Annotated in this window: 35 protein-coding genes and 4 tRNA genes; 2 read left to right on the top strand and 37 right to left on the bottom strand. The window is 51.4% G+C overall.

Features of this window, described 5'->3' with window-relative positions:
• From LG203_RS08650 to LG203_RS08600, 11 genes are all read right to left on the bottom strand, one after another.
• The coding region (locus LG203_RS08650) for a GTP-binding protein (protein ID WP_033456734.1) at positions 1 to 104 on the bottom strand (104 nt) is incomplete at its 3' end.
• Positions 105 to 142: 38 nt separating this feature from the next.
• Positions 143 to 217: transfer RNA gene (locus LG203_RS08645), tRNA-Thr, on the bottom strand.
• Positions 218 to 241: 24 nt separating this feature from the next.
• Positions 242 to 317, bottom strand: a tRNA-Gly gene (locus LG203_RS08640).
• Positions 318 to 357: 40 nt separating this feature from the next.
• Positions 358 to 442: transfer RNA gene (locus LG203_RS08635), tRNA-Tyr, on the bottom strand.
• A gap of 62 nt (positions 443 to 504) precedes the next feature.
• Positions 505 to 580 (bottom strand) — tRNA-Thr (locus LG203_RS08630).
• A gap of 9 nt (positions 581 to 589) precedes the next feature.
• Positions 590 to 1,009 (bottom strand): ClpXP protease specificity-enhancing factor, encoded by a 420-nt coding sequence (locus LG203_RS08625; protein ID WP_230345399.1) that lies wholly within the window; start codon positions 1,007 to 1,009, stop codon positions 590 to 592.
• Positions 1,010 to 1,013: 4 nt separating this feature from the next.
• On the bottom strand, positions 1,014 to 1,613 hold the full coding sequence (locus LG203_RS08620; protein ID WP_013441114.1) for a glutathione S-transferase N-terminal domain-containing protein: 600 nt from the start codon (positions 1,611 to 1,613) through the stop codon (positions 1,014 to 1,016).
• Between the two features lie 68 nt (positions 1,614 to 1,681).
• On the bottom strand, positions 1,682 to 2,416 hold the full coding sequence (locus LG203_RS08615; RefSeq protein ID WP_230345398.1) for a cytochrome c1: 735 nt from the start codon (positions 2,414 to 2,416) through the stop codon (positions 1,682 to 1,684).
• The gene (locus LG203_RS08610; protein WP_230345397.1) at positions 2,416 to 3,699 is read right to left on the bottom strand and encodes a cytochrome b; all 1,284 of its coding nucleotides are present in this window, start codon (positions 3,697 to 3,699) and stop codon (positions 2,416 to 2,418) included. The genes LG203_RS08615 and LG203_RS08610 overlap by 1 nt, the downstream gene beginning before the upstream one ends.
• 2 nt (positions 3,700 to 3,701) lie before the next feature.
• Positions 3,702 to 4,298: a ubiquinol-cytochrome c reductase iron-sulfur subunit gene (petA, locus tag LG203_RS08605; RefSeq protein ID WP_230345396.1), complete on the bottom strand. Its 597-nt coding sequence runs from the start codon at positions 4,296 to 4,298 to the stop codon at positions 3,702 to 3,704.
• Between the two features lie 98 nt (positions 4,299 to 4,396).
• Positions 4,397 to 5,143 (bottom strand): Nif3-like dinuclear metal center hexameric protein, encoded by a 747-nt coding sequence (locus LG203_RS08600; RefSeq protein ID WP_230345395.1) that lies wholly within the window; start codon positions 5,141 to 5,143, stop codon positions 4,397 to 4,399.
• A gap of 38 nt (positions 5,144 to 5,181) precedes the next feature.
• Here LG203_RS08600 and LG203_RS08595 point away from each other — a divergent pair, with 38 nt between their 5' ends.
• Positions 5,182 to 6,336, top strand: coding sequence for a Do family serine endopeptidase (locus tag LG203_RS08595; RefSeq protein ID WP_230345394.1), 1,155 nt, complete (start codon positions 5,182 to 5,184; stop codon positions 6,334 to 6,336).
• Positions 6,337 to 6,366: 30 nt separating this feature from the next.
• On the opposite strand, the gene LG203_RS08590 is transcribed toward LG203_RS08595, so the two are convergent.
• From LG203_RS08590 to LG203_RS08465, 26 genes are all read right to left on the bottom strand, one after another.
• Entirely contained in the window at positions 6,367 to 6,489 is a 123-nt protein-coding gene (locus tag LG203_RS08590) for a DUF3149 domain-containing protein (RefSeq protein ID WP_230345393.1), read from the bottom strand.
• 145 nt (positions 6,490 to 6,634) lie between these two features.
• Positions 6,635 to 7,363 (bottom strand): twin-arginine translocase subunit TatC, encoded by a 729-nt coding sequence (gene tatC, locus LG203_RS08585; RefSeq protein ID WP_230345392.1) that lies wholly within the window; start codon positions 7,361 to 7,363, stop codon positions 6,635 to 6,637.
• Entirely contained in the window at positions 7,360 to 7,716 is a 357-nt protein-coding gene (gene tatB, locus LG203_RS08580) for a Sec-independent protein translocase protein TatB (protein WP_230345391.1), read from the bottom strand. Before tatB ends, tatC begins: the two co-directional genes overlap by 4 nt.
• A gap of 13 nt (positions 7,717 to 7,729) precedes the next feature.
• Positions 7,730 to 7,948, bottom strand: a complete 219-nt coding sequence (tatA, locus tag LG203_RS08575; RefSeq protein ID WP_013441104.1) for a Sec-independent protein translocase subunit TatA — start codon at positions 7,946 to 7,948, stop codon at positions 7,730 to 7,732.
• 23 nt (positions 7,949 to 7,971) lie between these two features.
• On the bottom strand, positions 7,972 to 8,310 hold the full coding sequence (locus LG203_RS08570) for a histidine triad nucleotide-binding protein (protein ID WP_230345390.1): 339 nt from the start codon (positions 8,308 to 8,310) through the stop codon (positions 7,972 to 7,974).
• A gap of 5 nt (positions 8,311 to 8,315) precedes the next feature.
• Positions 8,316 to 8,633: a phosphoribosyl-ATP diphosphatase gene (locus tag LG203_RS08565; protein WP_230345389.1), complete on the bottom strand. Its 318-nt coding sequence runs from the start codon at positions 8,631 to 8,633 to the stop codon at positions 8,316 to 8,318.
• Positions 8,626 to 9,018: a phosphoribosyl-AMP cyclohydrolase gene (hisI, locus tag LG203_RS08560; RefSeq protein ID WP_230345388.1), complete on the bottom strand. Its 393-nt coding sequence runs from the start codon at positions 9,016 to 9,018 to the stop codon at positions 8,626 to 8,628. The genes LG203_RS08565 and hisI overlap by 8 nt, the downstream gene beginning before the upstream one ends.
• Positions 9,015 to 9,773, bottom strand: a complete 759-nt coding sequence (gene hisF, locus LG203_RS08555) for an imidazole glycerol phosphate synthase subunit HisF (protein ID WP_230345387.1) — start codon at positions 9,771 to 9,773, stop codon at positions 9,015 to 9,017. Before hisF ends, hisI begins: the two co-directional genes overlap by 4 nt.
• Positions 9,770 to 10,510: a 1-(5-phosphoribosyl)-5-[(5-phosphoribosylamino)methylideneamino]imidazole-4-carboxamide isomerase gene (gene hisA, locus LG203_RS08550; RefSeq protein WP_159356330.1), complete on the bottom strand. Its 741-nt coding sequence runs from the start codon at positions 10,508 to 10,510 to the stop codon at positions 9,770 to 9,772. The genes hisF and hisA overlap by 4 nt, the downstream gene beginning before the upstream one ends.
• A gap of 20 nt (positions 10,511 to 10,530) precedes the next feature.
• Entirely contained in the window at positions 10,531 to 11,175 is a 645-nt protein-coding gene (gene hisH, locus LG203_RS08545; RefSeq protein WP_230345386.1) for an imidazole glycerol phosphate synthase subunit HisH, read from the bottom strand.
• A gap of 44 nt (positions 11,176 to 11,219) precedes the next feature.
• Positions 11,220 to 11,807: an imidazoleglycerol-phosphate dehydratase HisB gene (gene hisB / locus LG203_RS08540; protein WP_230345385.1), complete on the bottom strand. Its 588-nt coding sequence runs from the start codon at positions 11,805 to 11,807 to the stop codon at positions 11,220 to 11,222.
• Between the two features lie 97 nt (positions 11,808 to 11,904).
• Positions 11,905 to 12,570 (bottom strand): 3-hexulose-6-phosphate synthase, encoded by a 666-nt coding sequence (hxlA, locus tag LG203_RS08535; protein ID WP_013441096.1) that lies wholly within the window; start codon positions 12,568 to 12,570, stop codon positions 11,905 to 11,907.
• Positions 12,571 to 12,747: 177 nt separating this feature from the next.
• Positions 12,748 to 13,815, bottom strand: a complete 1,068-nt coding sequence (gene hisC, locus LG203_RS08530) for a histidinol-phosphate transaminase (protein ID WP_230345383.1) — start codon at positions 13,813 to 13,815, stop codon at positions 12,748 to 12,750.
• On the bottom strand, positions 13,812 to 15,110 hold the full coding sequence (gene hisD / locus LG203_RS08525) for a histidinol dehydrogenase (protein WP_230345382.1): 1,299 nt from the start codon (positions 15,108 to 15,110) through the stop codon (positions 13,812 to 13,814). Before hisD ends, hisC begins: the two co-directional genes overlap by 4 nt.
• Before the next feature lie 9 nt (positions 15,111 to 15,119).
• A complete protein-coding gene (gene hisG, locus LG203_RS08520; RefSeq protein ID WP_013441093.1) occupies positions 15,120 to 15,770 on the bottom strand; it encodes an ATP phosphoribosyltransferase in 651 nt (216 codons plus the stop codon).
• 44 nt (positions 15,771 to 15,814) lie between these two features.
• Complete coding sequence (murA, locus tag LG203_RS08515) at positions 15,815 to 17,065, bottom strand: UDP-N-acetylglucosamine 1-carboxyvinyltransferase (protein ID WP_230345381.1); 1,251 nt, start codon at positions 17,063 to 17,065, stop codon at positions 15,815 to 15,817.
• 43 nt (positions 17,066 to 17,108) lie between these two features.
• The gene (gene grxD, locus LG203_RS08510) at positions 17,109 to 17,429 is read right to left on the bottom strand and encodes a Grx4 family monothiol glutaredoxin (RefSeq protein WP_230345380.1); all 321 of its coding nucleotides are present in this window, start codon (positions 17,427 to 17,429) and stop codon (positions 17,109 to 17,111) included.
• An 18-nt stretch (positions 17,430 to 17,447) separates the two neighbouring features.
• Positions 17,448 to 17,696, bottom strand: coding sequence for a BolA family protein (locus LG203_RS08505; RefSeq protein WP_013441090.1), 249 nt, complete (start codon positions 17,694 to 17,696; stop codon positions 17,448 to 17,450).
• Between the two features lies 1 nt (position 17,697).
• Entirely contained in the window at positions 17,698 to 18,477 is a 780-nt protein-coding gene (locus LG203_RS08500) for an ABC transporter permease (protein ID WP_013441089.1), read from the bottom strand.
• On the bottom strand, positions 18,474 to 19,385 hold the full coding sequence (locus tag LG203_RS08495; RefSeq protein ID WP_230345379.1) for an ABC transporter ATP-binding protein: 912 nt from the start codon (positions 19,383 to 19,385) through the stop codon (positions 18,474 to 18,476). The genes LG203_RS08500 and LG203_RS08495 overlap by 4 nt, the downstream gene beginning before the upstream one ends.
• A gap of 22 nt (positions 19,386 to 19,407) precedes the next feature.
• On the bottom strand, positions 19,408 to 19,701 hold the full coding sequence (locus tag LG203_RS08490) for an STAS domain-containing protein (RefSeq protein WP_230345378.1): 294 nt from the start codon (positions 19,699 to 19,701) through the stop codon (positions 19,408 to 19,410).
• A gap of 11 nt (positions 19,702 to 19,712) precedes the next feature.
• A complete protein-coding gene (locus tag LG203_RS08485; protein WP_230345377.1) occupies positions 19,713 to 20,321 on the bottom strand; it encodes an MlaC/ttg2D family ABC transporter substrate-binding protein in 609 nt (202 codons plus the stop codon).
• A 2-nt stretch (positions 20,322 to 20,323) separates the two neighbouring features.
• Entirely contained in the window at positions 20,324 to 20,803 is a 480-nt protein-coding gene (mlaD, locus tag LG203_RS08480; protein ID WP_230345376.1) for an outer membrane lipid asymmetry maintenance protein MlaD, read from the bottom strand.
• Positions 20,804 to 20,880: 77 nt separating this feature from the next.
• Complete coding sequence (gene mlaE, locus LG203_RS08475) at positions 20,881 to 21,672, bottom strand: lipid asymmetry maintenance ABC transporter permease subunit MlaE (protein WP_230345375.1); 792 nt, start codon at positions 21,670 to 21,672, stop codon at positions 20,881 to 20,883.
• Positions 21,665 to 22,471 (bottom strand): ABC transporter ATP-binding protein, encoded by an 807-nt coding sequence (locus LG203_RS08470; protein WP_230345374.1) that lies wholly within the window; start codon positions 22,469 to 22,471, stop codon positions 21,665 to 21,667. The genes mlaE and LG203_RS08470 overlap by 8 nt, the downstream gene beginning before the upstream one ends.
• Positions 22,472 to 22,582: 111 nt before the next feature.
• Positions 22,583 to 23,227 (bottom strand): prepilin-type N-terminal cleavage/methylation domain-containing protein, encoded by a 645-nt coding sequence (locus LG203_RS08465; protein WP_230345373.1) that lies wholly within the window; start codon positions 23,225 to 23,227, stop codon positions 22,583 to 22,585.
• Positions 23,228 to 23,508: 281 nt separating this feature from the next.
• Here LG203_RS08465 and LG203_RS08460 point away from each other — a divergent pair, with 281 nt between their 5' ends.
• Positions 23,509 to 25,143 (top strand): sensor histidine kinase, encoded by a 1,635-nt coding sequence (locus tag LG203_RS08460; protein ID WP_230345372.1) that lies wholly within the window; start codon positions 23,509 to 23,511, stop codon positions 25,141 to 25,143.
• Positions 25,144 to 25,151 lie beyond the last annotated feature (8 nt).

The following is a 25,151-nucleotide window of genomic DNA, read 5'->3' as shown; positions in this document are numbered from 1 at the left end:
ATTGTCGTGATCGCCGCTGTCAGCGTCGTCTTACCATGGTCAACGTGACCAATCGTGCCTACGTTGACGTGCGGCTTCGTCCGCTCAAATTTACCTTTTGCCATTACCGTTTCCTTTAACCGACTTTATCAAGTTAATGAAGTGGTGCCCATGGCGGGAATCGGACCCGCGACCTCTCCCTTACCAAGGGAGTGCTCTACCACTGAGCCACATGGGCGCTTTACTAAATTCTTACTTAAACTGGAGCGGGCGACGAGGTTCGAACTCGCGACATCTTGCTTGGAAGGCAAGTGCTCTACCAACTGAGCTACACCCGCGCGCCTCGCCAGTTATCAACGCTGGCTCCAACTTTAAATTTGGTGGAGGGGGAAGGATTCGAACCTTCGTACTCTGAGAGAACGGATTTACAGTCCGTCGCCTTTAACCACTCGGCCACCCCTCCAAACCGAACCCGAGATTATGCTGACAATTTCACGTACTGTCAAACCATAACTGGGCGGTAACTGGTGCCGGATGTCGGAATCGAACTGACGACCTTCGCATTACAAGTGCGCTGCTCTGCCAACTGAGCTAATCCGGCGTAAAACTTTTAATCTTTTTTAACCAACGTCAGAGACGGTTTTTTTATTTCCTTTGGCGCTTCAGGCTTCACAAGCACCTCAGACTGCCCCGCCTGCTCATAAACATCTGCAACAGGCTCAGCCTCAAAAAACATGCCCTGACTATTTTCGCGAGCGAAGATACCACGAACCGCACCAATTGGCACGTAAATATTTTGTGAAGCACCAGAAAATCTCGCCGAAAAACTGATTGCAGTGTTATCAATCACCAAGTCCTTGGTGGCTGAATAATTGATATTTAACACTATTTCGCCATTCTTTACGTATGCCATGGGCACTCGGGTATTTTCATCCACCGCCACCAACAAATGTGGCGTAAATCCATTGTCCACACACCACTCATGCACGGCGCGTATCAGGTAGGGCTTAGTGGATGAAACGTTTTCCATGACTTTACTTCCGCATTGCTTTTTCGGAAGGGGTCATCGCCTCGATGTAAGCCGGGCGAGAGAATATACGTTCTGCGTACTTAAGTAAAGGTGCAGCTTGCTTGGGCAGTTCAATTCCATAATGACCAAGACGCCACAAGAGTGGCGCAATAGCGACATCCAGCATGGAAAATTCGTCACCAAGAATATATTCCTGACGGCTGAACAAAGGCACGATCTGCGTCAGATTGTCTCGAATAATCAAGCGCGCCTTATCAGCCAGCTTCTGATTGCCAGACTCAATATCCTTGATATGACTGAACAACTGCTCTTCAAAGTTATGAAGAAACAATCTGGCACGTGCTCGCATCACAGGGTCAGCGGGCATAAGCTGAGGGTGAGGAAAGCGCTCGTCGATATATTCATTAATGATGTTTGCCTGTTGCAGCACCAAATCACGCTCAACGAGGACAGGGACTTCATTATGCGGGTTGATTACGGCCAGATCTTCTGGCTTGTTGGCAAGATCCACGTCGATCACTTGAAAATCCATGCCTTTTTCAAATAGCACAATACGGCAGCGGTGGCTGTATGGATCAGTAGTTCCAGAATACAAAGTCATCATGATGTTGTTTCCTTACAAAACAAAAAAGCGGGATTGCCCGCAAAGGCAATCCCGCCTTGAATAGAACGTTAGTGTATATCTTTCCAGAATTCTTTTTTCAGATAGTACGCGACGATGAAAAGCAAGCCCAGGAAGAGGATCACGATCAACCCCAATTGCAGACGCAAGCCTTTTGCAGGCTCTCCCATGAATACCAGATAATTCACCAGGTCAGCAACCATCGCATCATACTGCGCAGGCTCAAGCACGCCCGGCTTGGTCAGCACCAGGGTATGTTTCTCGACCTCATGGCCATGCTCATCCACTATTTTCTGAACCTTGAGCGTTTGCTCACCCTGCAACTGCCATAGCACATGCGGCATAGCCACTTTGTCATAGACAGTATTGTTCCAGCCCGTCGGACGAGTATCGTCACGATAGAAGCCTCTCAAGTAGCTGTACAGCCAGTCTGGCCCGTTTGCATATGCACGCGCCTGCACCGAGAGATCGGGGGGCGTTGCTCCAAACCAGGATTTGGCATCGCGCTTAGGCATGGTGACAGTCATCGTGTCGCCCACCTTCTCACCAGCAAACATCAGATTTGACTTGATTTCAGCATCACTCAAACCAATATCTTTAAGCCGGTTATACCGCATATAAGCTGCACTATGGCAACTCAGGCAATAGTTTACAAAAGTCCTGGCGCCACGCTGTAACGAAGCCTGATTATTGGGATCGATAAGCGCATGATCAAGATGCACACTTTCATTCGCCATGGCCAGGACAGGCAATAACAGGCCGACCAACAACAATACCTTTTTCATTATCCTGTTACCCTTTCTGGAACTGGCTTGGTCTTATCGATGCTGGTATACCAAGGCATCAAGATAAAGAACAGAAAGTAAACCACAGTGAAAATTCTGGCCACTACCGTTGCACGGTCCGCACCACCCACCATGAAGGTTGAAGGATCGAACACGCCCCAAACATTAGAAGGCTCGGTACCCAGGTACCCCAGAATCAAGAAGCTCACCACAAACAATGCCAACCATACCTTGTAGATAGGACCACGATAGCGTATCGACTTCACGGGACTACGATCCAACCAAGGCAGCAACGCGAAAATCACCACCGACAGACCCATGGCAGCAACACCGGGGAACTGCGAATTCATGATGGGAGGTACCGCACGCAAAATAGAGTAATACGGCGTGAAATACCATACAGGAGCAATATGGGATGGCGTCTTCAACGGATCGGCAGGAATAAAGTTATTCGCCTCCAGGAAGTAGCCGCCCATTTCTGGCGCAAAGAAGATAATGGCCGAAAACACGATCAGAAAAACTGAGACGCCGACAATATCTTTCACCGTGTAATAAGGATGGAAAGGAATACCGTCCAATGGGATACCCGTTTCAGGATCTTTGTGCTTCTTGATTTCAACACCGTCAGGGTTATTAGAGCCCACTTCATGCAGGGCAATGATATGCGCAGCTACCAAACCCAGCAGCACCAGCGGAAGAGCAATTACGTGGAACGCGAAGAACCGGTTAAGGGTCGCGTCAGACACCATGTAATCACCGCGCAGCCAAAGTGAAATATCTGGCCCAACAAAAGGGATAGAGGTGAAAAGATTGATAATCACCTGAGCACCCCAGTATGACATCTGCCCCCATGGCAACAGATAGCCGAAGAATGCCTCCCCCATCAGCGCAAGGAAAATCCCCACACCGAACAGCCAGATCAATTCACGAGGATTCCGGTAAGAGCCATAAATCAGGCCACGGAACATATGGAGATAGACCACCACGAAGAACATGGAAGCGCCGGTTGAGTGCATATAACGAATCAACCATCCCCAGGACACGTCCCGCATGATGTACTCCACGGAGGCAAAAGCGAGCTCAGCATCCGGCTTGTAATTCATGGTCAGAAAAATGCCGGTAACAATTTGCAGCACCAAGACCAACAGTGCCAAAGAACCGAAGAAATACCAGAAGTTGAAGTTCTTGGGAGCGTAATACTCCGAAAGATGGGCTTTCCAGTTGGCCGTCAATGGAAAACGGTCATCTACCCACCCGAGCAAGCCAGTTAAATATTTTTGCATGATTACGCGGCCCCCTTGTCGTCTTCACCAATCAACAGCAGATTGTCGTTGATGTACTTGTGCGGAGGCACGACCAGATTAATAGGTGCGGGCGAGCCCTTGAATACACGCCCAGCCAGATCGAAACGCGAGCCGTGACAAGGACAGAAGAAACCACCCGGCCAATCTGCACCCATTTCATTACCTGCCTGCAGCTTAGGCGACGGAGAGCATCCCAAGTGCGTGCAAATGCCGACCAACACCATCAAATTGGTCTTGATTGAACGTGATGCATTTTGACAATATGCAGGCTGTTGTGTCGTTACTTCCAGCTTCGGATCGGACAGTTTGTCATCATGCTGCACCAATGCCGCCATCATTTCCTGACTACGGTTGATAAGCCATACCGGCTTGCCTCTCCACTCTACCGTAATCATCGCTCCCGACTCGATCTTGCTGATATCAGCTTCGACCGGAGCGCCAGCGGCTTTTGCACGCTCGCTTGGCAACATACTACTAATAAATGGAACTGCAACAGCCGCGGCCGCCACACCTCCTACTGCGGTAGTCGCTGCGATTAAAAAGCGCCGCTTCCCCTGATCCACTTGTTGATTCGCCATCACATTCCCTTAAAATTAATGCGACTTGCTTTAAACTGCAGTTAATTAGCGCGCCATTTTACAGCGTTCAGAGAAAAACTTAAACCTAAAACCGCGACTCATACGGGGTTATTAATTTCGATATAGTGGTGCTGCAGGTTGAATCGATTTTTGAGGTGTTCGCCCAATGCCTGTATGCCATAACGTTCAGTGGCATGATGCCCAGCCGCAATGTAGACCACGCCAGCTTCATTTGCGAGATGCAACGTCTGCTCCGAGACTTCTCCACTGATATACGCATCAACACCCAAAGCAATAGCCTGCTCCATATACCCTTGAGCACCACCCGTACACCAGGCTACCCTGCGTATGACTTTGTCCTCAGGCCCCAGCATCAAGGCTTCGCGATTGAGCACACTAGATACACGCTGACAAAGCATCCGCGCTGTCATATCTTTAGCCGTTCTGCCATAGGCAATAATATCCTGCTCCCCAGTCCACCCCTCCAGGATTAGCCCTACTTTTTGGCCTAATTGTGCGTTATTCCCCAACTCCGGATGCGCATCCAATGGAAGATGATATGCGGCGAGCGACATTCCACTGTCCAGCAGTAACTTGATGCGCTTCTGCTTTACCCCAACGATACGGGCATCCTCATTACGCCAAAAATATCCGTGATGCACCATTACCATATCTGCCCCATGTTCTCGGGCCGCCTCCAGAAAGGCGAGCGATGCCGTCACGCCGGTTACCAATCGCCCCACCTCTGGCCGCCCCTCTACCTGCAGCCCATTGGGGCAATAATCTTTGAACCGCGCTACCTGAAGAATTTGTCCGGTATAATCAAGCAATTCATTCAATTTCATTTTTCTGTATCCATTTTTCGGAAAAAACCATTTAGATCATGCGCAAACTTTGGCTCATTTTTGCACAGACTGTTACGATCAGTCTTGCTGTCATTTTTGTCGCGCAGCAATTCTATCCAGGCTTAATCCCTTCGCAAGCAAAACCCCTGGTCGTTACGGAGGCCCCATCTACTCCAGCTTCAGCCATACCACCGGGCTCTTACAGCGCTGCGGCAAAGAAAGCCATGCCGTCTGTTGTCAATATTTTCACCAGCAAAAAGGCTGAAGCGAATCCATCACAACCATTCATGGATGACCCCCTTTTCCGTCATTTTTTCGGTGATCAGCAGGATGAGCAGCCGCAACGTGAAAACAGCCTTGGATCAGGCGTTATCGTCAGCACCCAGGGGCTGATTCTAACCAACCACCATGTTATTGAATCTGCCGATGAGATCGAAGTAGCGCTTGCCGATGGCAGAACGGTATCAGCGCGTGTCGTAGGCACAGATCCAGAGACTGATCTTGCAGTATTGAAAGTCGATGTAAGCAATCTGCCCGCCATTACGTTTGCAAAAGCAGATCAGATTAATGTGGGCGATGTGGTGTTAGCCATAGGCAACCCATTTGGCGTCGGTCAGACAGTTACACAGGGCATTATTAGTGCGGTGGGTCGTAGCCATCTGGGGATCAACACCTTCGAAAACTTCATTCAGACCGATGCTCCCATCAATCCAGGTAACTCTGGAGGTGCATTGATTGATACTGATGGCAACCTTGTTGGTGTTAACAGTGCCATCTACTCACGCAGTGGTGGCTCTATGGGTATTGGCTTTGCCATCCCTGTCAGTCTTGCCAAGCAGGTAATGGAACAAATTATCCGTCAAGGCAGTGTGACACGTGGCTGGATAGGGATTGAGGCGCAGGACATCACCCCTGAGCTGGCTGAATCTTTCAGATTGAAGGAAGTTCGCGGATCTCTCATCGCAGGCATCCTCCGAGACAGTCCAGCAGAACGCGCAGGCTTGAGACCGGGTGACATTCTCCTGGAGATTGACGGGCGTCAGGTGCAGGACAGTTCCAGCATGCTGAACCTGATTTCCAGCTTGAAACCAAACAAGAAAGCCATCCTGAAAATTTCACGGGACCAGAAAGAGTTTTCTGTACCTGTTCTTATCGGCAAACGTCCGCGCCCAACGATTGTCCCTACTGAGTAAAGTCCCGGGCATTGCCCGGGAACGCCGCAATTATTTGGCGCGATTTGCATTCACGATGCAATATCCCACCCAATAGCTGACTACTGCGATCGTCAGCACTATTGTCAGGATTGATGCGATTCCGACCCACGATCCAAACAGTACCTTAAGCATTTCAATCTCCTTTACCCTGTCATTGTTATAGGCAAGTTGATCTTACGCCCGGCAAAAAACTTTTTAAAGACCTTTTTTTATTTATGGTTAAATAACCATAAATAAATAATGGTCACATGCATTTTTGCAACACTAAGTTAAAAAACTAATCAGCTTGAGTAGTACGAACGCGCAGGAATCCTGCAACAAGAATGCCGGCCTCGTATAGCAACCACAGAGGGACCGCCAGCATGATCTGGGAAATGACATCAGGAGGGGTGAAAATGGCGCCGATGACAAATGCTCCCACAATGACATAGGAACGTATATCTTTAAGGGTCTCAATTCTGACCAAGCCAAAATACACGAGCAGCACCACGGCCACAGGCACCTCAAAGGCAATGCCAAAAGCCATAAAGAGGGTGATGACAAAATCAAGATAGTTGCCAATATCGGTCATCACGGCGACCCCCTCAGGCGCTGTGCCGGCAATAAAACCAAACACGACCGGGAACACCAGAAAATAAGCAAAGCACATCCCGGCGAAGAACAAGAGCGTGCTCGCGACGACCAGTGGCGCCATGAACCGCCGCTCATGAGTGTAAAGACCCGGTGCAATAAATGACCAGACTTGATAAAGGGTGTGTGGCAGAGAGATAACAAATGCCGCCAGCATCGCCACTTTCATGGGCACAAAGAAAGGCGTGGTAACAGCTGTAGCAATCATTTGCCCGCCGGCCGGCAAATGACTCAATAATGGTTGGGCCAATAGCGTATAAATTTTATTGGCAAAGGGGAATAAGCCGATAAATACCAGAACCACTCCGATGACAATACGCAACAACCGGTTGCGCAACTCAATCAGATGCGAAATAAAGGTATCCGTTGTCGTCACTGTGGCTTGTGGATGTCAGGTTGCACTGGGGGAGTAACGGCCTCGGGGGATGACTCAGGAGGAGGAATCATACTTTTGTCGACCTCATTGAGCTGCTCATTGGCGCGAGACTGAAATTGATGCATATCTGCCTGGAGACGATCAGCCCCCTGCTTTATCTCCTGCTGCAATTTCTGCAAATCCTGAAATTGAAGTTCACGATCGATATCAGACTTTACATTGGCAACATAGCGTTGCAATCTACCTGCGAGCAATCCCAATGTCCGTGCCACCTTGGGTAATTTTTCCGGGCCGATCACAATCAAGGCGACCACGCCGATTAGCAGCAACTCGGAAAAAGCAATATCGAACACGGAGGTGGCCGCTTTATTGTTTCGACTTTTGAGTCACTTCGCCTTCAACCGTATTGCTGGTTCCGCGATCATCCAGACTGCCAGGCTTTTGCGCGCCTTCATTCATGGCATCCTTGAAATTCTTCACGGCGCCACCTACATCACTGCCCATATTGCGTAGCTTCTTGGTACCAAAAATTAGTACCACGATAACCAGCACGATCAACCAATGCCAAATACTGAATGAACCCATTTGAACTCTCCTGAATTTTAGCGCTAGGTTTTTGGCAGGGTAGTGCCACCACCAAAAACATGAACATGAATATGGAATACCTCCTGGCCACCTTCTCGCCCGGTATTGATCATGGTACGAAAGCCGGCAAGGCCTTGCTCTTTGGCCAACTTGGGGGCCAACAGCAGCATTTTTCCAAGCAACGCCTGATGAGATGCGTCGCAACTGGCCAGCGATTCTATATGCTCGCGCGGAACAATAAGAAAATGAACGGGGGCCAGAGGATTGATATCCTTAAATACCACCACGTCATCATCTGCGTAAATCTGGGTGGACGGAATGGTACCCGTGACAATTTTGCAGAAAATACAATCAGCACTCATTCATGCTACTCCTGGCGTTGGGCTTTTTCTACCAGCCCGGAAAGGCCCTCGCGGCGGGCAAGTTCATCCAGCACATCCTGAGGCTCAAGCCCAGCATGCGCGAGCATGATCAAGGTATGAAACCAGAGATCGGCAATTTCATAGATGATTTCATCCTTGTTGCCACCCTTGCCGGCAATGATGGTCTCTGCAGCCTCTTCGCCTACCTTTTTCAGGATACTATCCATGCCCTTGGCATAGAGCTTGGCCACATAGGAGGATGCCGGATCTGCCTGTTTACGCTGCTCGAGCAACTCGCCCAATCGGTTAAGTACATCACTCACGGTGGTAAATATCCCCAGGATTTTTGATAACGGGCTGGTCTATCACCCACTCAGTATCTGCCAGCTTCTGGAAAAAACAATTATGCCGTCCAGTATGGCAGGCAATGCCGCCCACTTGTTCGACACTGATGAGCACAACATCCTCATCGCAATCGAGACGAATCTCATGCACTTTTTGCACATGACCGGATTCTTCACCTTTATGCCAGAGCCGATTGCGCGAGCGTGACCAATAAACCGCCTGCCCGGTTTCGGCCGTCAGGCGCAAGGCCTCGCGATTCATCCAGGCGAACATCAGGACTTTGTTAGTGCCCACTTCCTGGGCAATAACCGGTACCAAACCATCGGCAGTCCATTGCACTTTATCCAGCCACGCAACACTCACAATCGCACCTCTATGCCATGGTCACGCATATATTCTTTTGCCTGGCGCACCGTAAATTCCCCATAGTGGAAAATACTGGCTGCCAGAACAGCGTCTGCGCCGCCCTCTTGTACACCTTCGACAAGGTGCAATAAATTGCCCACACCACCCGAAGCAATGATGGGCACACTCACCGCATCGCTGATCGCGCGATTCAAGGGCAGGTTAAAACCGATTTTGGTGCCATCGCGATCCATACTGGTCACAAGCAACTCACCTGCACCCAGCTCAACCATTTTCTTTGCCCACTCAACCGCATCCAGACCGGTGGCTTTTCTGCCACCGTGGGTAAACACCTCCCAATGATCGCCCACCTGCTTGGCATCAATCGCCACCACAATGCATTGCGAACCAAAGCGCCCTGCAGCGTCTGCCACCAATTGCGGATTGGTGACAGCGGAAGTGTTGATACTGACTTTATCAGCCCCGGCGTTCAACAAGCGGCGAACATCGTCCACTTCGCGCACGCCGCCGCCCACCGTCAATGGAATGAACACTTGGGAAGCCACTTGCTCGATAATATTCAGGATTAAGCCGCGGTTGTCAGAACTGGCGGTGATATCCAGGAAGGTAAGCTCATCCGCACCCTGATCGTCATAGCGTTTAGCAATCTCAACCGGATCACCTGCATCGCGCAGCTCCAGGAAATTCACGCCCTTGACCACACGACCATCGGTCACGTCCAGGCAGGGAATAATGCGCTTGGCGAGGCTCATCCGTTCAGCTCGTCTGCCAATGCTTGTGCGGCAGCAAAGTCGAGCGTGCCTTCATAAATGGCGCGGCCGGTAATAGCCCCCATGATGCCTTCACTTTCCACTGCACACAGCTTGTGCACATCATCAAGATTGGTAATACCACCACTGGCGATCACGGGAATAGTGAGGGCTCGCGCCAATGCCACTGTGGCTTCAATGTTCACGCCGCTCAGCATGCCATCGCGGCCGATATCGGTATAAACCACGGCTTCCACGCCATAGCCTTCGAATTTCTGCGCCAGATCAATTACGTCATGACCAGTGAGTTTAGACCAGCCATCTACCGCGACCTTGCCATCCTTGGCATCGAGGCCCACCATGATCTGACCGGGGAAGGCATAGCATGCTTCATGTAAGAATCCCGGATTTTTAACAGCAGCCGTGCCAATGATGACGTAATCGATACCATCGTCCAGATAACGCTCAATGGTCTCAAGATCCCGGATACCACCACCCAGCTGGATGGGAATTTCTCCGCCAACCGCATCCACAATGGCTTTGATCGCGCCCTCATTAACGGGTTTTCCTGCAAACGCGCCATTAAGGTCAACCAGATGCAGACGTTTGCCGCCCTTATCTACCCAGTGGCGCGCCATGGCGCCTGGATCCTCGGAAAACACGGTGGCGTCTTCCATAAGGCCTTGTTTGAGTCGTACGCAGTGACCGTCTTTCAGGTCGATGGCAGGAATGATCAGCATATTTTTTTAATAGATAGAAATTAAGGACGTCCGTCCCACGCAACAAAATTGGATAACAACTTCAGGCCGGCGTGCTGGCTTTTTTCTGGGTGAAACTGCACCGCAAAAATATTATCGCGCGCAATACAACTGGTAAAGCGCTTGGGATAATTGCTATATCCCACCTCAATATCGGCGTCCTCGGGAACGACATAGTAACTATGCACGTAGTAAAAACGCTCACCATCGGCGATATCGTTCCAGATGGGGTGAGGACGGCTCTGATATACCTCGTTCCAGCCCATGTGAGGGACTTTTAAACGTGCACCGTTTGCATCCACCATATCAGCATCGGCAAAGCGTTTGACGTTGCCTGGCAAGATACCAAGTCCAGCGGCATTACCCTCTTCACTATGATCGAACAGGAGTTGAAGCCCGATACAGATGCCTAAAAAAGGCTTGTCGGCAGCCGCTGAAATCACCGCTTGGCGCAAGCCTCTGGCATCGAGTTCCCGGACACAGTCAGGCATGGCCCCTTGACCAGGAAACACCACACGCTCAGCCACCGCAATATCCGCAGGATTACTGGTCACAACCACCCGCTTATCGGGCGCAACATGCTCCAGCGCCTTGGATACGGAGCGCAAATTGCCCATGCCATAATCCACAACAGCAATATCGATCATAGTCTGTGCTTAACAAAATCAGAAATATTGGGACTACCCAAAACTTATAAAGTGCCTTTAGTCGAAGGCATGATGCCGGTCATGCGGTCATCTGCTTCCACGGCCATACGCAAAGCGCGGCCAAAAGCCTTGAAAATCGTTTCTGCCTGATGGTGCGCATTGTCACCACGCAGGTTATCGATATGCAGGGTCACCAGGGCGTGATTGACAAAGCCCTGGAAAAATTCGTGTATGAGGTCGACATCGAAGTCGCCTATGCGGGCGCGCGTGAACTCCACGCCAAATTCCATGCCGGGGCGGCCGGAAATATCCAGTACAACACGCGACAACGCCTCGTCCAACGGCACATAAGAATGTCCGTAACGACGTATGCCTTTTTTATCGCCTATTGCCTTGGCAAAAGCCTGACCCAGGGTAATGCCAATATCCTCGACAGTATGATGCGCATCAATATGCAAATCACCTTTGGCAGAGACCGTGATGTCCATCATGCCATGACGGGCAATCTGATCAAGCATGTGATCAAAAAAACCAAGGCCGCTTGCCAATTTGGACACACCGGTACCATCCAGATTGATAGACACCGAGATTTGCGTTTCGAGGGTATTACGACTTACTTCGGCAATACGCATGGGAAGATCATTACTTTCTTGAGTTTCAAAAAACTAAAAACCGCCGCAGACCTTTGCAGCGACTGCGGCGGTTTGAGTTTCAGACGTAAAATTCGTCTTAGCTGAACAGCTTCTTCAACCAGCCGAATACGCCGCCGCTGGAAGTCGAACCTTTAGCCAGACCGCTGATTTCAGCAGCAGCAGCAGCAGGGTCTGCAGCACCGTAGATAGCAGCACCAGCAACAACGATGTTGGCACCAGCATCTACTACTTGCTTAACGGTAGCTGGCTTGATACCACCAGCAACAGAAACCTTAACGCCCAGATTCAGACTGGATACCAGGCCCAGGTCAGCAAATGGAGTTTGACCTGCAGCTTGTTGATCCAGACCAGTGTGCACGCCGATGATATGCGCGCCCAGCTTTGCTACTTCCTTGGTACGTGCAGCTTTGTCTGCTACGTTGATCAGATCGATTTGAGCTTCTTTGCCATATTTGTTGGCAACATCAATTACACCCTTGATAGTACCGATATCGGCAGTACCCAGTACGGTGCAAATGTCAGCGCCAGCCTTGTAGAAAGGCTCAGCTTCGTAGTAACCAGCATCCATGGTCTTCAGATCAACCAGAATCTTGTTGTTCGGGAATTTAGCGCGCAATGTTTGCAGCAGCTTGATACCGTTGTACTTGATACAAGGGGTACCGATTTCAAGAATATCTACATGGGGGGCTACTTTGGTAGCCAGTGCTACGGTTGCATCGAAATCCAATGAATCCAATGCCATTTGTACTGATGGTTGTGCCACGATACTTCCTCCGCTTAAGTTACAGGGTTATGATTTACTCACTCCGTAATGATACATTTTTTCTTGTGAATAGGGTAAATCGGTTGAATTTTAGCAATATTTTGCCATGATGCACCTTAAATGCATCACTAGGCAGCATCATAATCGCTTTTAAGTTCAGGTGGCGGAGAGAATATCCTTTAAGGCAGCAACCAGCGCGTCACATTCCTCCTCAGTCCCCACGGTAATGCGCATGAACTGATCAATACGAGCTGGCTTTTTGAAGTGGCGCACAATAATGCTGCGCTCACGCAATGCAGTAGTAAGCACGAAGGCATCCCGCTCAGCATGGCGGGCAAAAATAAAATTGGCACCTGATGGCAATACTTCAAAGCCTAGCGCCTGCATTTCATCTACCATCCTGACCCGAGTATCCATCACGCGCTGCCGGGTCTCTTCAAAGTAAGCCATATCTTCCATGGCAGCAACCGCACCCGCACTGGCAAACCTGTCGATGGGATAGGAGTTGAAGCTATCCTTCACCCGATGCAACGCATCAATCAAGTCAGGATGACCGACGGCATAACCCACGCGCAACCCGGCAAGGGAGCGCGATTTAGACAAGGTATGCGTTACCAGCAACTGCGGATACTGATTGACCAGAGCAACGGCAGACTCACCACCAAAATCAATATAAGCCTCATCAATCACAACCACCGACTCGGTATTGGCATCCAGTAATCGGCGTATTTCGCTCAGCGCCAGTACGCGACCAGTAGGTGCATTGGGATTGGGGAAAATAATCCCGCCATTCGCAACGCGATAATCATCCACATTGATTTCAAAGGTTTGCGTCAGCGGCACGGTCTGATAATCAATATCGTAGAGCCCGCAGTACACCGGATAAAAGCTGTAAGTAATATCTGGAAAAAGCAAAGGCGCATCATGCTTGAGCAAAGCAAGAAACACATGCGCCAGCACTTCATCTGATCCATTACCAACAAACACTTGTGCGGGCGTTAAGCCATGACACTCGGCGATGGCTTGTTTCAGCCTATCCGAATTGGGGTCTGGGTATAGACGCAGACTATCCGCAACCTCACCGCGCAAAGCTGCCAGCACTTTAGGGCTGGGGCCATACGGATTTTCATTGGTATTCAGCTTGATGAGGTTGGCCATTTTAGGCTGCTCACCCGGCGTATAGGGAGTGAGGCCGTGGACCACCTGGCTCCAGTATTTACTCATTTTTTAAGCCGGTACTCTGCAGAGCGGGCGTGTGCTTGCAGGCCTTCGCCATACGCCAGGGTCGCGGCCACTTTACCCAGTTTTTGCGCGCCTTCGGCCGATACCATGATCAGGCTGGAACGTTTCTGGAAATCGTACACACCGAGCGGTGAAGAGAATCTGGCCGTGCGTGAGGTAGGCAAGACGTGGTTAGGGCCAGCACAGTAATCCCCAAGCGCTTCGCAGGTATCACGTCCCATGAAGATGGCACCCGCGTGCTTGATCTTCTTGCTGAAGGCTAAAGGATCATCCAGCGAAAGCTCCAGATGTTCTGGCGCGATGTAATTGCTGATGCGAGCGGCTTCTTCCAGATCCTTTACCTGAATCAGCGCGCCACGGCCTTGCAGCGATGTCTTGATGATGTCCTTGCGCGGCATTTCTTCGACCAGACGTGCGGCACTGGCGGCCACTTTGTCGAGAAACTCAGCATCGGGCGATAACAAAATGGCTTGGGCAAGCTCGTCGTGCTCGGCTTGCGAAAACAAATCCATCGCCACCCAGTCCGGATTGGTCTTGCCATCACAGATCACGAGAATTTCAGAAGGACCAGCCACCATATCAATACCAACTACGCCGAATACGCGACGCTTGGCTGCAGCCACATAGGCATTACCAGGCCCAACAATCTTGTCTACCTGCGGTACGGTTTCAGTGCCATACGCCAAGGCGCCAACAGCTTGAGCGCCGCCTATACAAAACACGCGATCCACGCCGCACACCGCCGCCGCCGCCAATACCAGCTGGTTACGCTCACCATTAGGCGTCGGCACTACCATGATCAGTTCTTCCACGCCTGCCACTTTGGCTGGAATAGCATTCATCAGCACCGATGAAGGGTAAGCTGCCTTGCCGCCTGGCACATACAAGCCCACGCGATCAAGCGGAGTGACTTGCTGGCCGAGCAAAGTGCCATCGTCCTCGGTATAACTCCAGGACGACATCAACTGCTTCTCGTGGTAAAGGCGCACGCGCTCGGCAGCTTGCTGCAGAGCCTCGCGCTGGGCAGCCGGCAGTGCTTCCAGTGCGGAATGCAGTTCTACTTGGGAAATTTCCAGCGAGGAAAGACCTGTCACATCCAGATGATCAAAGCGCTTGGTGTACTCCAGCACAGCGGCATCGCCACGTTGTTTTACATTGCGCAAGATATCGGCAACCACCAGATCGATCTGGTCATCCTGAGCGGTCTCAAATGCCAGCAAGGCTTTGAGATCCGCATCAAAGGTCGCATCGCGAGTAGAAAAGCGTCGAATATTCATTGTGTAGCCTTATTTCTTTCCATTTTCTGCCACTGCTTGGGCAAATGAATCCATGATTGGTTGCAGCTCACCCCGCTTCAGCTTGAGCGAGGCCTGATTCACCACCAGGCGAGAGCTGATATCGGCAATCTCTTCCACGGCCTTGAGTTGATTGGCGCGCAAGGTGCCGCCCGTACTCACCAGGTCGACAATCGCATCTGCCAGGCCAACCAATGGGCCCAGCTCCATCGAGCCATACAGCTTGATCAGATCAACATGCATGCCTTTGTTGGCAAAATGCTCACGCGCCGTTTTCACATATTTCGTCACGACCTTGAGACGGGCACCGCGACGAATCGAACCGAAATAATCGAAATCCTCGCGCACGGCGACCATCATCTTGCAACGAGCGATCTGCAGGTCCAGTGGCTGATAGAGCCCTTCTCCACCATGTTCGGTGAGCACGTCCTTGCCAGCAATGCCCAAATCAGCCGCGCCATACTGCACGTAGGTGGGGACATCCGTCGCCCGTACAATCAGCAAGCGGACATCCGGACGGTTGGTCGGCAGAATCAGCTTGCGTGAAGCCTCTGGCGCTTCCAGGGCATGAATACCCGCGGCCGCCAGCAGAGGGGTGGTCTCTTCAAAAATGCGGCCTTTGGATAGGGCAATGGTGATCATGAATTCAATTCTCTGTTAATACGGTCATTCAATGGCAAAGCGCTTCAAGAAGTGCGCTTGACCTTGGCACCCAGGGCAGTGAGCTTCTCTTCGAGATTTTCATAGCCACGATCCAGGTGATAAATACGCTCAATTATCGTCTCGCCACTGGCCACCAGCGCCGCCAGAACCAGACTGGCCGAGGCACGCAAGTCTGTCGCCATGACGGTAGCGCCTTCCAGCTTGGGCACGCCGCGCACAATCGCCGTATTGCCTTCCACTTCAATCTGGGCTCCCAGGCGCTGCATTTCCTGCACATGCATGAAGCGATTTTCGAAAATAGTCTCAGTAACTTTTGCCACGCCATCCGCGATGGTATTCAAGGCCATCATTTGCGCCTGCATGTCCGTGGGGAAAGCGGGATGCGGCGCTGTGCGGATATTCACAGCCTTCAATTTTCCGTTACTTTTTACGGTGATGCTAGTTGCATCACTTTCCACTGTTACACCGGCATCGCGCAACTTCTCGATCACGGCATCCAGCAGGTCTGCCCGTGCATTGTTCAATTTGACGCAACCACCGGTCATGGCGGCAGCCACCATATAGGTTCCTGCCTCGATACGATCGCATACCACCTGATGGTCGCAGCCATGCAAACGCTCCACACCGTGAATGGTAATGATGTCGGTACCAGCACCTTCAATCCTCGCACCCATTTTGATCAGGCAATCAGCAAGATCGACCACTTCGGGTTCTTTGGCGGCATTTTCAAGCACCGTGGTTCCATCCGCCAGACATGCGGCCATCATGAGATTTTCGGTGCCGGTGACCGTGACCATATCCATGAAATAGCGCGCTCCCTTGAGCTTGCTGGCGCGCGCTTCGATATATCCATGTTCGATGTGGATCTCGGCACCCATGGCTTGCAGCCCCTTGATATGCAGATCCACAGGACGCGAGCCAATGGCACAGCCACCTGGCAATGAAACCCGAGCATGCCCAAATCGTGCCAGCAATGGCCCCAACACGAGGATGGAAGCCCGCATGGTTTTCACCATTTCATAGGGCGCTTCCTGAGTATGGATATGCGAAGCATCCAGAACGACACGATCTTCGGATCGGCTGGCCTGAACACCCATATGCTCCAGCAAGGTGATGGTAGTCCCCACATCCTTGAGCTTGGCTACGGCGCTCAGTTTTAGCGGGGTTTCTGCCAGCAGCGATGCGCAGAGAATCGGCAATGCCGCATTCTTGGCACCGGAAATGGTGATTTCCCCTTGTAGCGGAATCCCGCCTTCAATAACCAGCTTGTCCAAAATCCATCCCTAACTTTTATTGTGTAGCATCTGCCTGAACACTTCAGGCGGTAGCGGATTCCAGCATTTTTTGCAGTTCGCCCTGTTGAAACAGATCGCGCATGATATCAGCGCCGCCAATGAACTCGCCTTTGATATAAAGCTGAGGAATCGTTGGCCAGTTAGCATAAACCTTGATGCCATCACGAATGGCAGGGTCTGCCAGCACATCCACCGCGACAAAATCCTTGACGCCGCTCGCCTGCAAAATCTGCACGGCAAGGCCCGAGAAACCGCATTGTGGAAACTTGGGTGAGCCCTTCATATAAAGCACTACCGGGTTGGCAGTGACCTGATTCTTGATCAATTCTTGAGTACTATCCATTTCAAACTCCTTAAAAGCTTAAGTCGAAGCACGTTGCGCCCAGGTCTCGGGCGTAAAAGTGCGCATCGATAAGGCATGAATTTCCTGGCGCATGCGATCGCCCAAAGCCTGATAAACCAGCTGGTGCTGCTGCACCATATTCTTACCTGTAAAGGCAGCGCTCACGATCACGGCTTCAAAGTGCTGGCCATCATTGCCAAGCACCTGCACGTAATCACACGCCAGTCCTTGCGTTATATAGGTTTTTACATCATCTGCGCTTAACATTTTAGCCCCTGAGCTTGTATCCGGATTTCAACATTCTGAGCGCAAGCCATGACAGCAGCAAGAAACTGACGCCGACCACCAGCAAACTGACGGCAGGAGAAATGTCGCCCTGGCCAAAAAAACCATAACGGAAACCATCAATCATGTAGAAAAACGGGTTGAAATGGGAGACCGTCTGCCATACCGGAGGTAGCGAATGGATCGAGTAAAACACGCCAGAAAGGAATGACAAAGGCATGATAATAAAATTCTGGAATGCCGCCATCTGGTCAAACTTGTCCGCCCATATGCCTGCAATAATCCCAAATGCCCCCAGCAAGGCACTCCCTAGAAACGCAAATGCCAGGATGAATCCCGGATGTGCAATGGGCAGATCAATGAAGATGATGGCCACCAGGTATATGCACAACCCAACCACCAAACCACGGATGATGGACGCCGCCAGGAATGCCAGGAAGAACTCCAGATAAGACAGCGGGGTCAGCATCACAAAAATAATACTGCCCATTACCTTGGACTGGATAAGGCTGGATGAACTATTGGCAAAGGCATTTTGCAACACCGACATCATGATCAGACCTGGGATCAGGAAGGCGGTATAACCCACGCCGTCGTAGACCTGCACATGCTTGTCCAGCACATGCGAAAAAATAAGCAAATACAACAATGCCGTCATCACCGGTGCGGCAACTGTCTGGAAACTGACACGCCAGAAGCGCAGCAGCTCTTTCTTGAACAGGGTCCAGGGCCCGCGCATGCGCGCTGAGATGAGACTGCTCATGCGCGCCCCACCATATCGACAAACACATCCTCGAGATCCGCTTCCAGCAACTGCATGTCGGTAAACGTCAACTGTGACTGGCGAAGCTCCGCCAACACATCCGCCACTTGGGCAACATCATTCAATGTAAAGGTGTAGACATCACCATCACGATGCCGCACCAGCGCGGCGATGCCAGCAGGCAGCACGCTTCCAGGCGCCATGGTGACACGCAGTTGCTTGCCAGGAATCTGCTTGAGCAGATTCGCCGTCGTATCCAAGGCCACAATCTGGCCCGACTTCATCATGGCAACGCGCGAACAGAGCACCTCGGCCTCTTCCAGATAATGCGTGGTGAGAATGATGGTATGACCTTCGCGGTTGAGGCGCTGAATAAACGCCCACATAGTCTGGCGCAACTCCACATCCACACCCGCTGTTGGCTCGTCCAGCACGATCACAGGTGGCTTGTGGGCCAGCGCTTGGGCAATCAGTGCACGGCGCTTCATGCCCCCTGACAGGCGACGCATATTGACGTGAGCCTTGTCGGTCAGACCCAAGGATTCAATCACTTCATCCACCCAAGCGTCGTTTTCCGGCCCGCGACCAAAATAGCCGGCCTGAAAGCGCAACATTTCACGTACATTGAAAAACGGATCAAACACCAGCTCTTGCGGGACAACGCCCAGCAACTGCCTGGCCTGCGCATATTGAGATACCACGTCATACCCCATGACTGCCAATTTGCCGCTACTTGGACGCAGCAGGCCCGCCAGCAGATTGATCAGCGTGGATTTTCCTGCCCCATTCGGGCCAAGCAAGGCAAAGAACTCACCTTGCTCAATCGACAGGTCTATGCCTTTCAATGCCTTTAAAGCACCGAAATCCTTGGTTACCTGCTCAATCTTGATCGCGGGGGTCATGGTCATGAAACGGGCAGAGCCCGGATGCCTAAGCGGCAGCGTGAGGGATCAGATCCAGCACGCCATACAGCGTCGCCAGACTGGTCAGGTTCTTGGGAAAATGGACGAACTTCAATTCACACTTCTGATCCTGCGCACGGCGCAGCCATTCAAACAGCACGCTGATGGTCGCGGTATCAACATCAGACACTGCGGAAAGATCAACTTCAAGCCGATCCGCCATGGGCAGGGCCTGACTTTGCGCCAACAGGTTGTTGACCTGTGGCATCGTCATATCGCCCTGCACCTGCCAGCGTTGTCCTTCAGAAATAATTTGCGTCATTCTGCTTGCCGTTATTTGGCAGAACCAGCGTTTTTGTCGGCTAGCTTTTGAATCAGGCCATCCATGCCGGACTGGCGAATTTCGCTGCTGAACTGACCACGATAATTGGTCACCAGGCTCACGCCCTCGATCACGATATCGTAGACCTTCCAGGCTTCACCGGTTTTTTCCAGGCTGTAATCGACGGCGATGGGCTGGCCACCTGGCTGCACGATTTCAGTCTTCACGGTGACTTCCTTGTCCGTAGGGTCAGCGCGCAAAGGCTTGTAGTTGATGGTCTGGTTACGATACTTACCCAGCGCAGTGGCATAGGTACGCAGCATCAGACTGCGGAATTCCTTCTGGAATGCATCCTGCTGCTCTTTGCTGGCGCGGCTCCAGTTTTTGCCCAGCACCATGCGTGACACACGATCAAAATCAAAGTTTGGCAAAATCTTTTCTTCTGCCAATGCAAAGATCTTTTTCTGATCACCGGCCTGAATGTCCTTGTCTTTCTTGACGATGGCCAGCACTTCATCCGCCGTCGACTTCACCAGCACATCAGGAGGGACATCGGCTACAGCCAAATGCATTGCCCCCATCAGGACAGCAGCTGCTACGAACTTGATTACAGACTTCATGTTTATTCCGCCTTTTTACTATCGTCGCTTTCGGACGCTTTGTTGTACAAGAACTGACTGATCATTTTTTCCAGGACGACTGCATCCTGAGTGTGGGAAATCTTGTCGCCATCTTTCAATGGCTGCTCATCGCCCCCGGCTTCCAGACCTACGTATTGCTCACCCAGCAGGCCAGCCGTATAAATATTGGCAAACGTGTCCTTAGGGAAAGGATATCGCTTGTCCACCTTCAGAGTCACTTTAGCCTCAAAGGTTTTACTGTCGAATTGAATATTGTCCACCCGACCAACCACCACCCCCGCACTTTTTACGGGAGCACGCGGTTTCAAGCCGCCAATATTTTCAAATGCAGCGGTCACCGTATACGTATCACCCACACTGCTGGAGGTGAGGTTACCCACTTTAAGCGCCAGCCCAAACAAGGCGGCAGCTCCAGCGACGGCAAAAATGCCGACCCATAAATCCATTGTTGTGCGTTCCATTCAATCTCCAGTCTTTGCGTTATTACGCATTTTATTTCGCACCCTGACACAGGGCTCACTCAATCGCTGTCAGCGAATCAAGTCACAATCATGAAAGAGGTCAGGATGAAGTCCAGGCCCAGCACGGCCAGGGACGAATTCACCACCGTTCGTGTTGTCGCCCGACTCACACCCTCGGCAGTCGGTGGAGCATCAAACCCTTCAAACAAGGCAATCATGGTGCAAGCAACGCCAAACACCACACTCTTGATGACACCATTCACAATATCGGCCTGAAAATCAACATTGGCCTGCATCTGGGACCAGAAGGCGCCGTTATCCACCCCGATGACCGGCACGGCCACCAGATAGCCGCCCAACACCCCGACCATGGAGAACAGCGCTGCCAGCAAGGGCATGGAAACCACGCCCGCCCAGAACCGGGGAGCGACCACTCGTGCAATCGGGCTGACCGCCATCATTTCCATCGCCGATAACTGCTCGGTGGTTTTCATCAGACCGATTTCAGCAGTGATAGCAGTCCCTGCCCGCCCAGCAAACAGCAGAGCTGTCACAACAGGACCCAGCTCGCGTACCAACGAGAGCGCCACCAGGACTCCGATCGCTTCTGACGAGCCATATTTTTGCAACGTGTTATAGCCCTGCAATGCCAGCACCATGCCGACAAAAAATGCCGACACCAGAATGATCAGCAAAGACATAACACCGGTAAAGTAGATTTCCCGGATAGTCAGGTGGATACGCCTGAAACTTTCACCGGAATAAATCAGGGTGTAGAGAAAGAAACGCGCACCGGAACCCAGACGCCAGATACGATCAATAATACGGTGGCCCATGCCACGCAATACTTCTGCCAAACGTTTAAGCATCCTGCCCTCTCAGCATATCGCGCCGGTAATCGGGCGCGGAATAGTGGAAGGGCACTGGCCCATCGACTTCACCATGCACAAATTGATGTACGAACGGCAGCGTCGACTGCCGCAATTCTTCAGGGGCGCCCTCGGCCTCCACTACCCCATTGGCCACAATGTAGACGTAATCGGCAATCGAAAACGCTTCCTTCACATCGTGGGTCACCAGTATGGAGGTCGCCCCCAAGGCATCATTCAGACTGCGAATGAGGTTGCAGGTAACACTCATTGAAATCGGATCAAGACCCGTAAATGGCTCGTCATACATGATGATGGATGGATCAAGCGCAATGGCACGTGCCAGCGCGACTCGGCGTGCCATGCCGCCGGAGAGCTCCGTCGGCATCAAGTTGCGTGCACCGCGCAAGCCTACGGCATTCAGCTTCATCATCACCAGATCACGGATAATGGACTCCGGCAGGTCGGCATGCTCCCGAATCGGGAAAGCGACATTCTCGTAAACTGACAAATCGGTAAATAGGGCGCCAAACTGAAACAGCATGCCCATCTTGCGACGCAGATGAAACAAACCATGGCGATCCTGCTTGTGCACGACCTGCCCCTCAACGCGAACCTCGCCTTGGGTTGGCACCAGCTGCCCCCCAATCAGGCGCAACAGGGTCGTTTTACCGCTACCACTACCACCCATGATGGCGATCACCTTGCCGCGCGGAAAGGACATATTGATGCCCTTGTGCAGCAGTCGCCCCTTGTAACCAAAGGATAGATTGTCGATTTCGACGATGTTGTCGGCCATAGCGGTCTTGAAATTTGGAATCCTGACATTTTAAATCAATTCGTGTTGCGGACGTAACACAAAAACAAAAAAGCCCGCCAAAGCGGGCTTTTTTACAACATTTTAACTTCCTTAAAATGCCATACAGACAACGTACTTCTGCGAATCCACAATAGTTGGACTGCTTCCCGCAGAGACTATCGCCGTCGCTGCCGTCACCCCATTTACAGCCTCTGCAGCCATCATGGCTCCAGTCGCCGTATTGCCGTCATCCATCGTCGCGTCCAGCTGCTTTACGAACTTCCCTAAAATCCCGGTCGAGCATATGGCATAAGATCCGCTCAACCCGACAATCGTCTTGTTGGGGTTGGACTGAACACCGATCACTCCACCCTCAGTGTTCGTAGGCTGATATGTTGCATCCCCCAATGTGGTCGAACCCGTTGCCAAGCCCGCCAACCTTAAATGTTGCCAGAAGATGTAAGTTTCATCTGTCTGCGCTGTCGAATTCCAGACACCTTCAATCACGCCATCGCCATCACCATTACTTGTCGCGCCGACATGATTAATGGCGGCTTTATCATCCCCTGGCAGCGCCTTGAATTTATCCTGATATGAATACACCTGGACCTGAATATTTCTGAAATCAGACGCCATGTTTTTGACTTTGGCACTGTTAATCAACTCTTGCCCCTTCAGCACGCCACCGAGTAGCAGGCCGATGATCACCAGCACAATGGCCAGCTCAATCAAGGTAAAACCAGATTGTTTATTCATTAAGCTATCCTTATGACCCCTGTTATTTTTTTACCTGCCAGCATCAGAAACAACTGATTTTTGTTGCATTCTACCTTGCAATTGGCGTGCCACAGGCGAAATTCTTGTTCAGAAATTAAATTGATTACGATTATGGGCTTATATGATTAAAATCATCTTCCAAGCGTCAAAATATCATCATCTCTGACAATAAAATGACACCCCCCAACCCGATTCAAGACTATAAACGCCACTCGCGATTCAGCTTCCTATCTGCTCGCCGGCAATGGCAGCTGGCGTTGATGTTGTTTTCATTGCATGGCTTGCTGGTATGGGGAATGGGTAGCGAACTGCAAACAGCCTGGACGCTTTTTCACTATGGCTGCTTCCTGCTGTGGCAACCCGTACTGCATGGCCGTGAGCCCCTATCTTTGCGGACTGCCTTAATTCTGGTGAGTGGAGGCATATTGATGACGATGTTCATGAGTTGGTGGCTCATGGCATTCTGGCTTTGCCTGTTATTTTCCTTGCTGGGTGGACGCATTTTCTCTTTCACAAAAACGGCCTCCCGCCCCGGGTTTCTGATGGCCGCCACCTATTTGCTGGCCATGCTGACAATGCATGTTGTCCCGCAACTGCTAGCCAGGAATATCGATACCGACGCTCTGATCGCGCTCGTTGAATATGGGCTGCTTTTGCTGCCCATCGGTGTGCTATTCACCAAAGCTGAAAATGGCGACGCTCACCAAGTCCTCGCCATGGACTTTTTTTATACGCTGATGCTGTTGATGATCACCATCACCCTTGTGCTCGGCTGTTTTGCCATCGCCATGACAACACAAGCGCGCTACACAGAAGTTTTACTCAAGATGATTTTTGCCCTGGCAGCAGGCTTGCTGGCCTTGAGCTGGTTCTGGAACCCCAGAGCAGGATTTTCGGGCATTGGGCTGATACTTTCCCGCTATCTGTTGAGTGTAGGCTTGCCATTTGAACAGTGGATACAAAACATCGCCGAGCTCGCCCAGCAACAACGTACCCCAGCGAATTTTCTTGCACATTCCGTGGCTGAAATAGCCAAGTTACCCTGGGTGCAAGGTGCGAAATGGCAGTTAGGCCAAGCCGAGCAGCAACTAGGTAAACCCAGCGTGCATTTTCATGAATTGCAGTTTCATGACGTTGAACTGACCTTGTATAGTCGCTGGCCGCTGACACCAGCCCTGACGATACATGTCAAACTGCTGACCCGGATTGTGGCTGAGTTTTATGAAGCGAAACGCCGCGAAGAGTCCATGACGCAGAATGCGTATATGCAAGCCGTATATGAAACTGGCGCCCGCCTGACCCATGACATCAAAAATCTGGTGCAATCCATGGGCGCCTTGTGCAGTGCGGCCGAGCATACCGCGGCAAGCGATCAGGAGCGACTGCTTGCCTTGATACGCAAGCAATTGCCCCTGCTGAATGAACGCATGGCAAAAACGCTGACCAAGCTGCAATCACCCGCCAACGAAACACGCAGCACCCTTCCCATTTTGCAATGGTGGGAAAATTTCCAGGCGCATTACCCCCACCTCGGCATTATTTTTGAGGCCACGATCTCGGCAAATCCAGCAGTGGATGGCGATGTGCTGGATAGCGTGACGGACAATCTGATTCAAAACGCCCTGGCCAAGCGCAGCAGCCAGCCAGAGCTGACCATTTATGTCAGTCTCAGTGGAGATAATCATTATACGGTGGCGGTAAGAGATACCGGCAGCGCAATGCCCTCGGCTATTGCCGACAAGCTGTTCAAAAAACAGGTAAGCTCGGGCAAAGGACTGGGCATAGGCCTGTATCAGGCGGCCAAACAGGCAAACGCCAGCGGATTAACGCTGGCGTTGAAGGAAAATCGCGAAGGTTCCGTCTGGTTTACGCTAGGCCCGCAACAGACCGCCTAGCGCCAATC

It is taken from the genome of Methylovorus mays, assembly GCF_020531915.1.
In the GTDB taxonomy this organism is placed as follows: Bacteria; Pseudomonadota; Gammaproteobacteria; order Burkholderiales; family Methylophilaceae; genus Methylovorus; species Methylovorus mays.
This window is presented reverse-complemented; position numbering and strand designations above follow the sequence as displayed.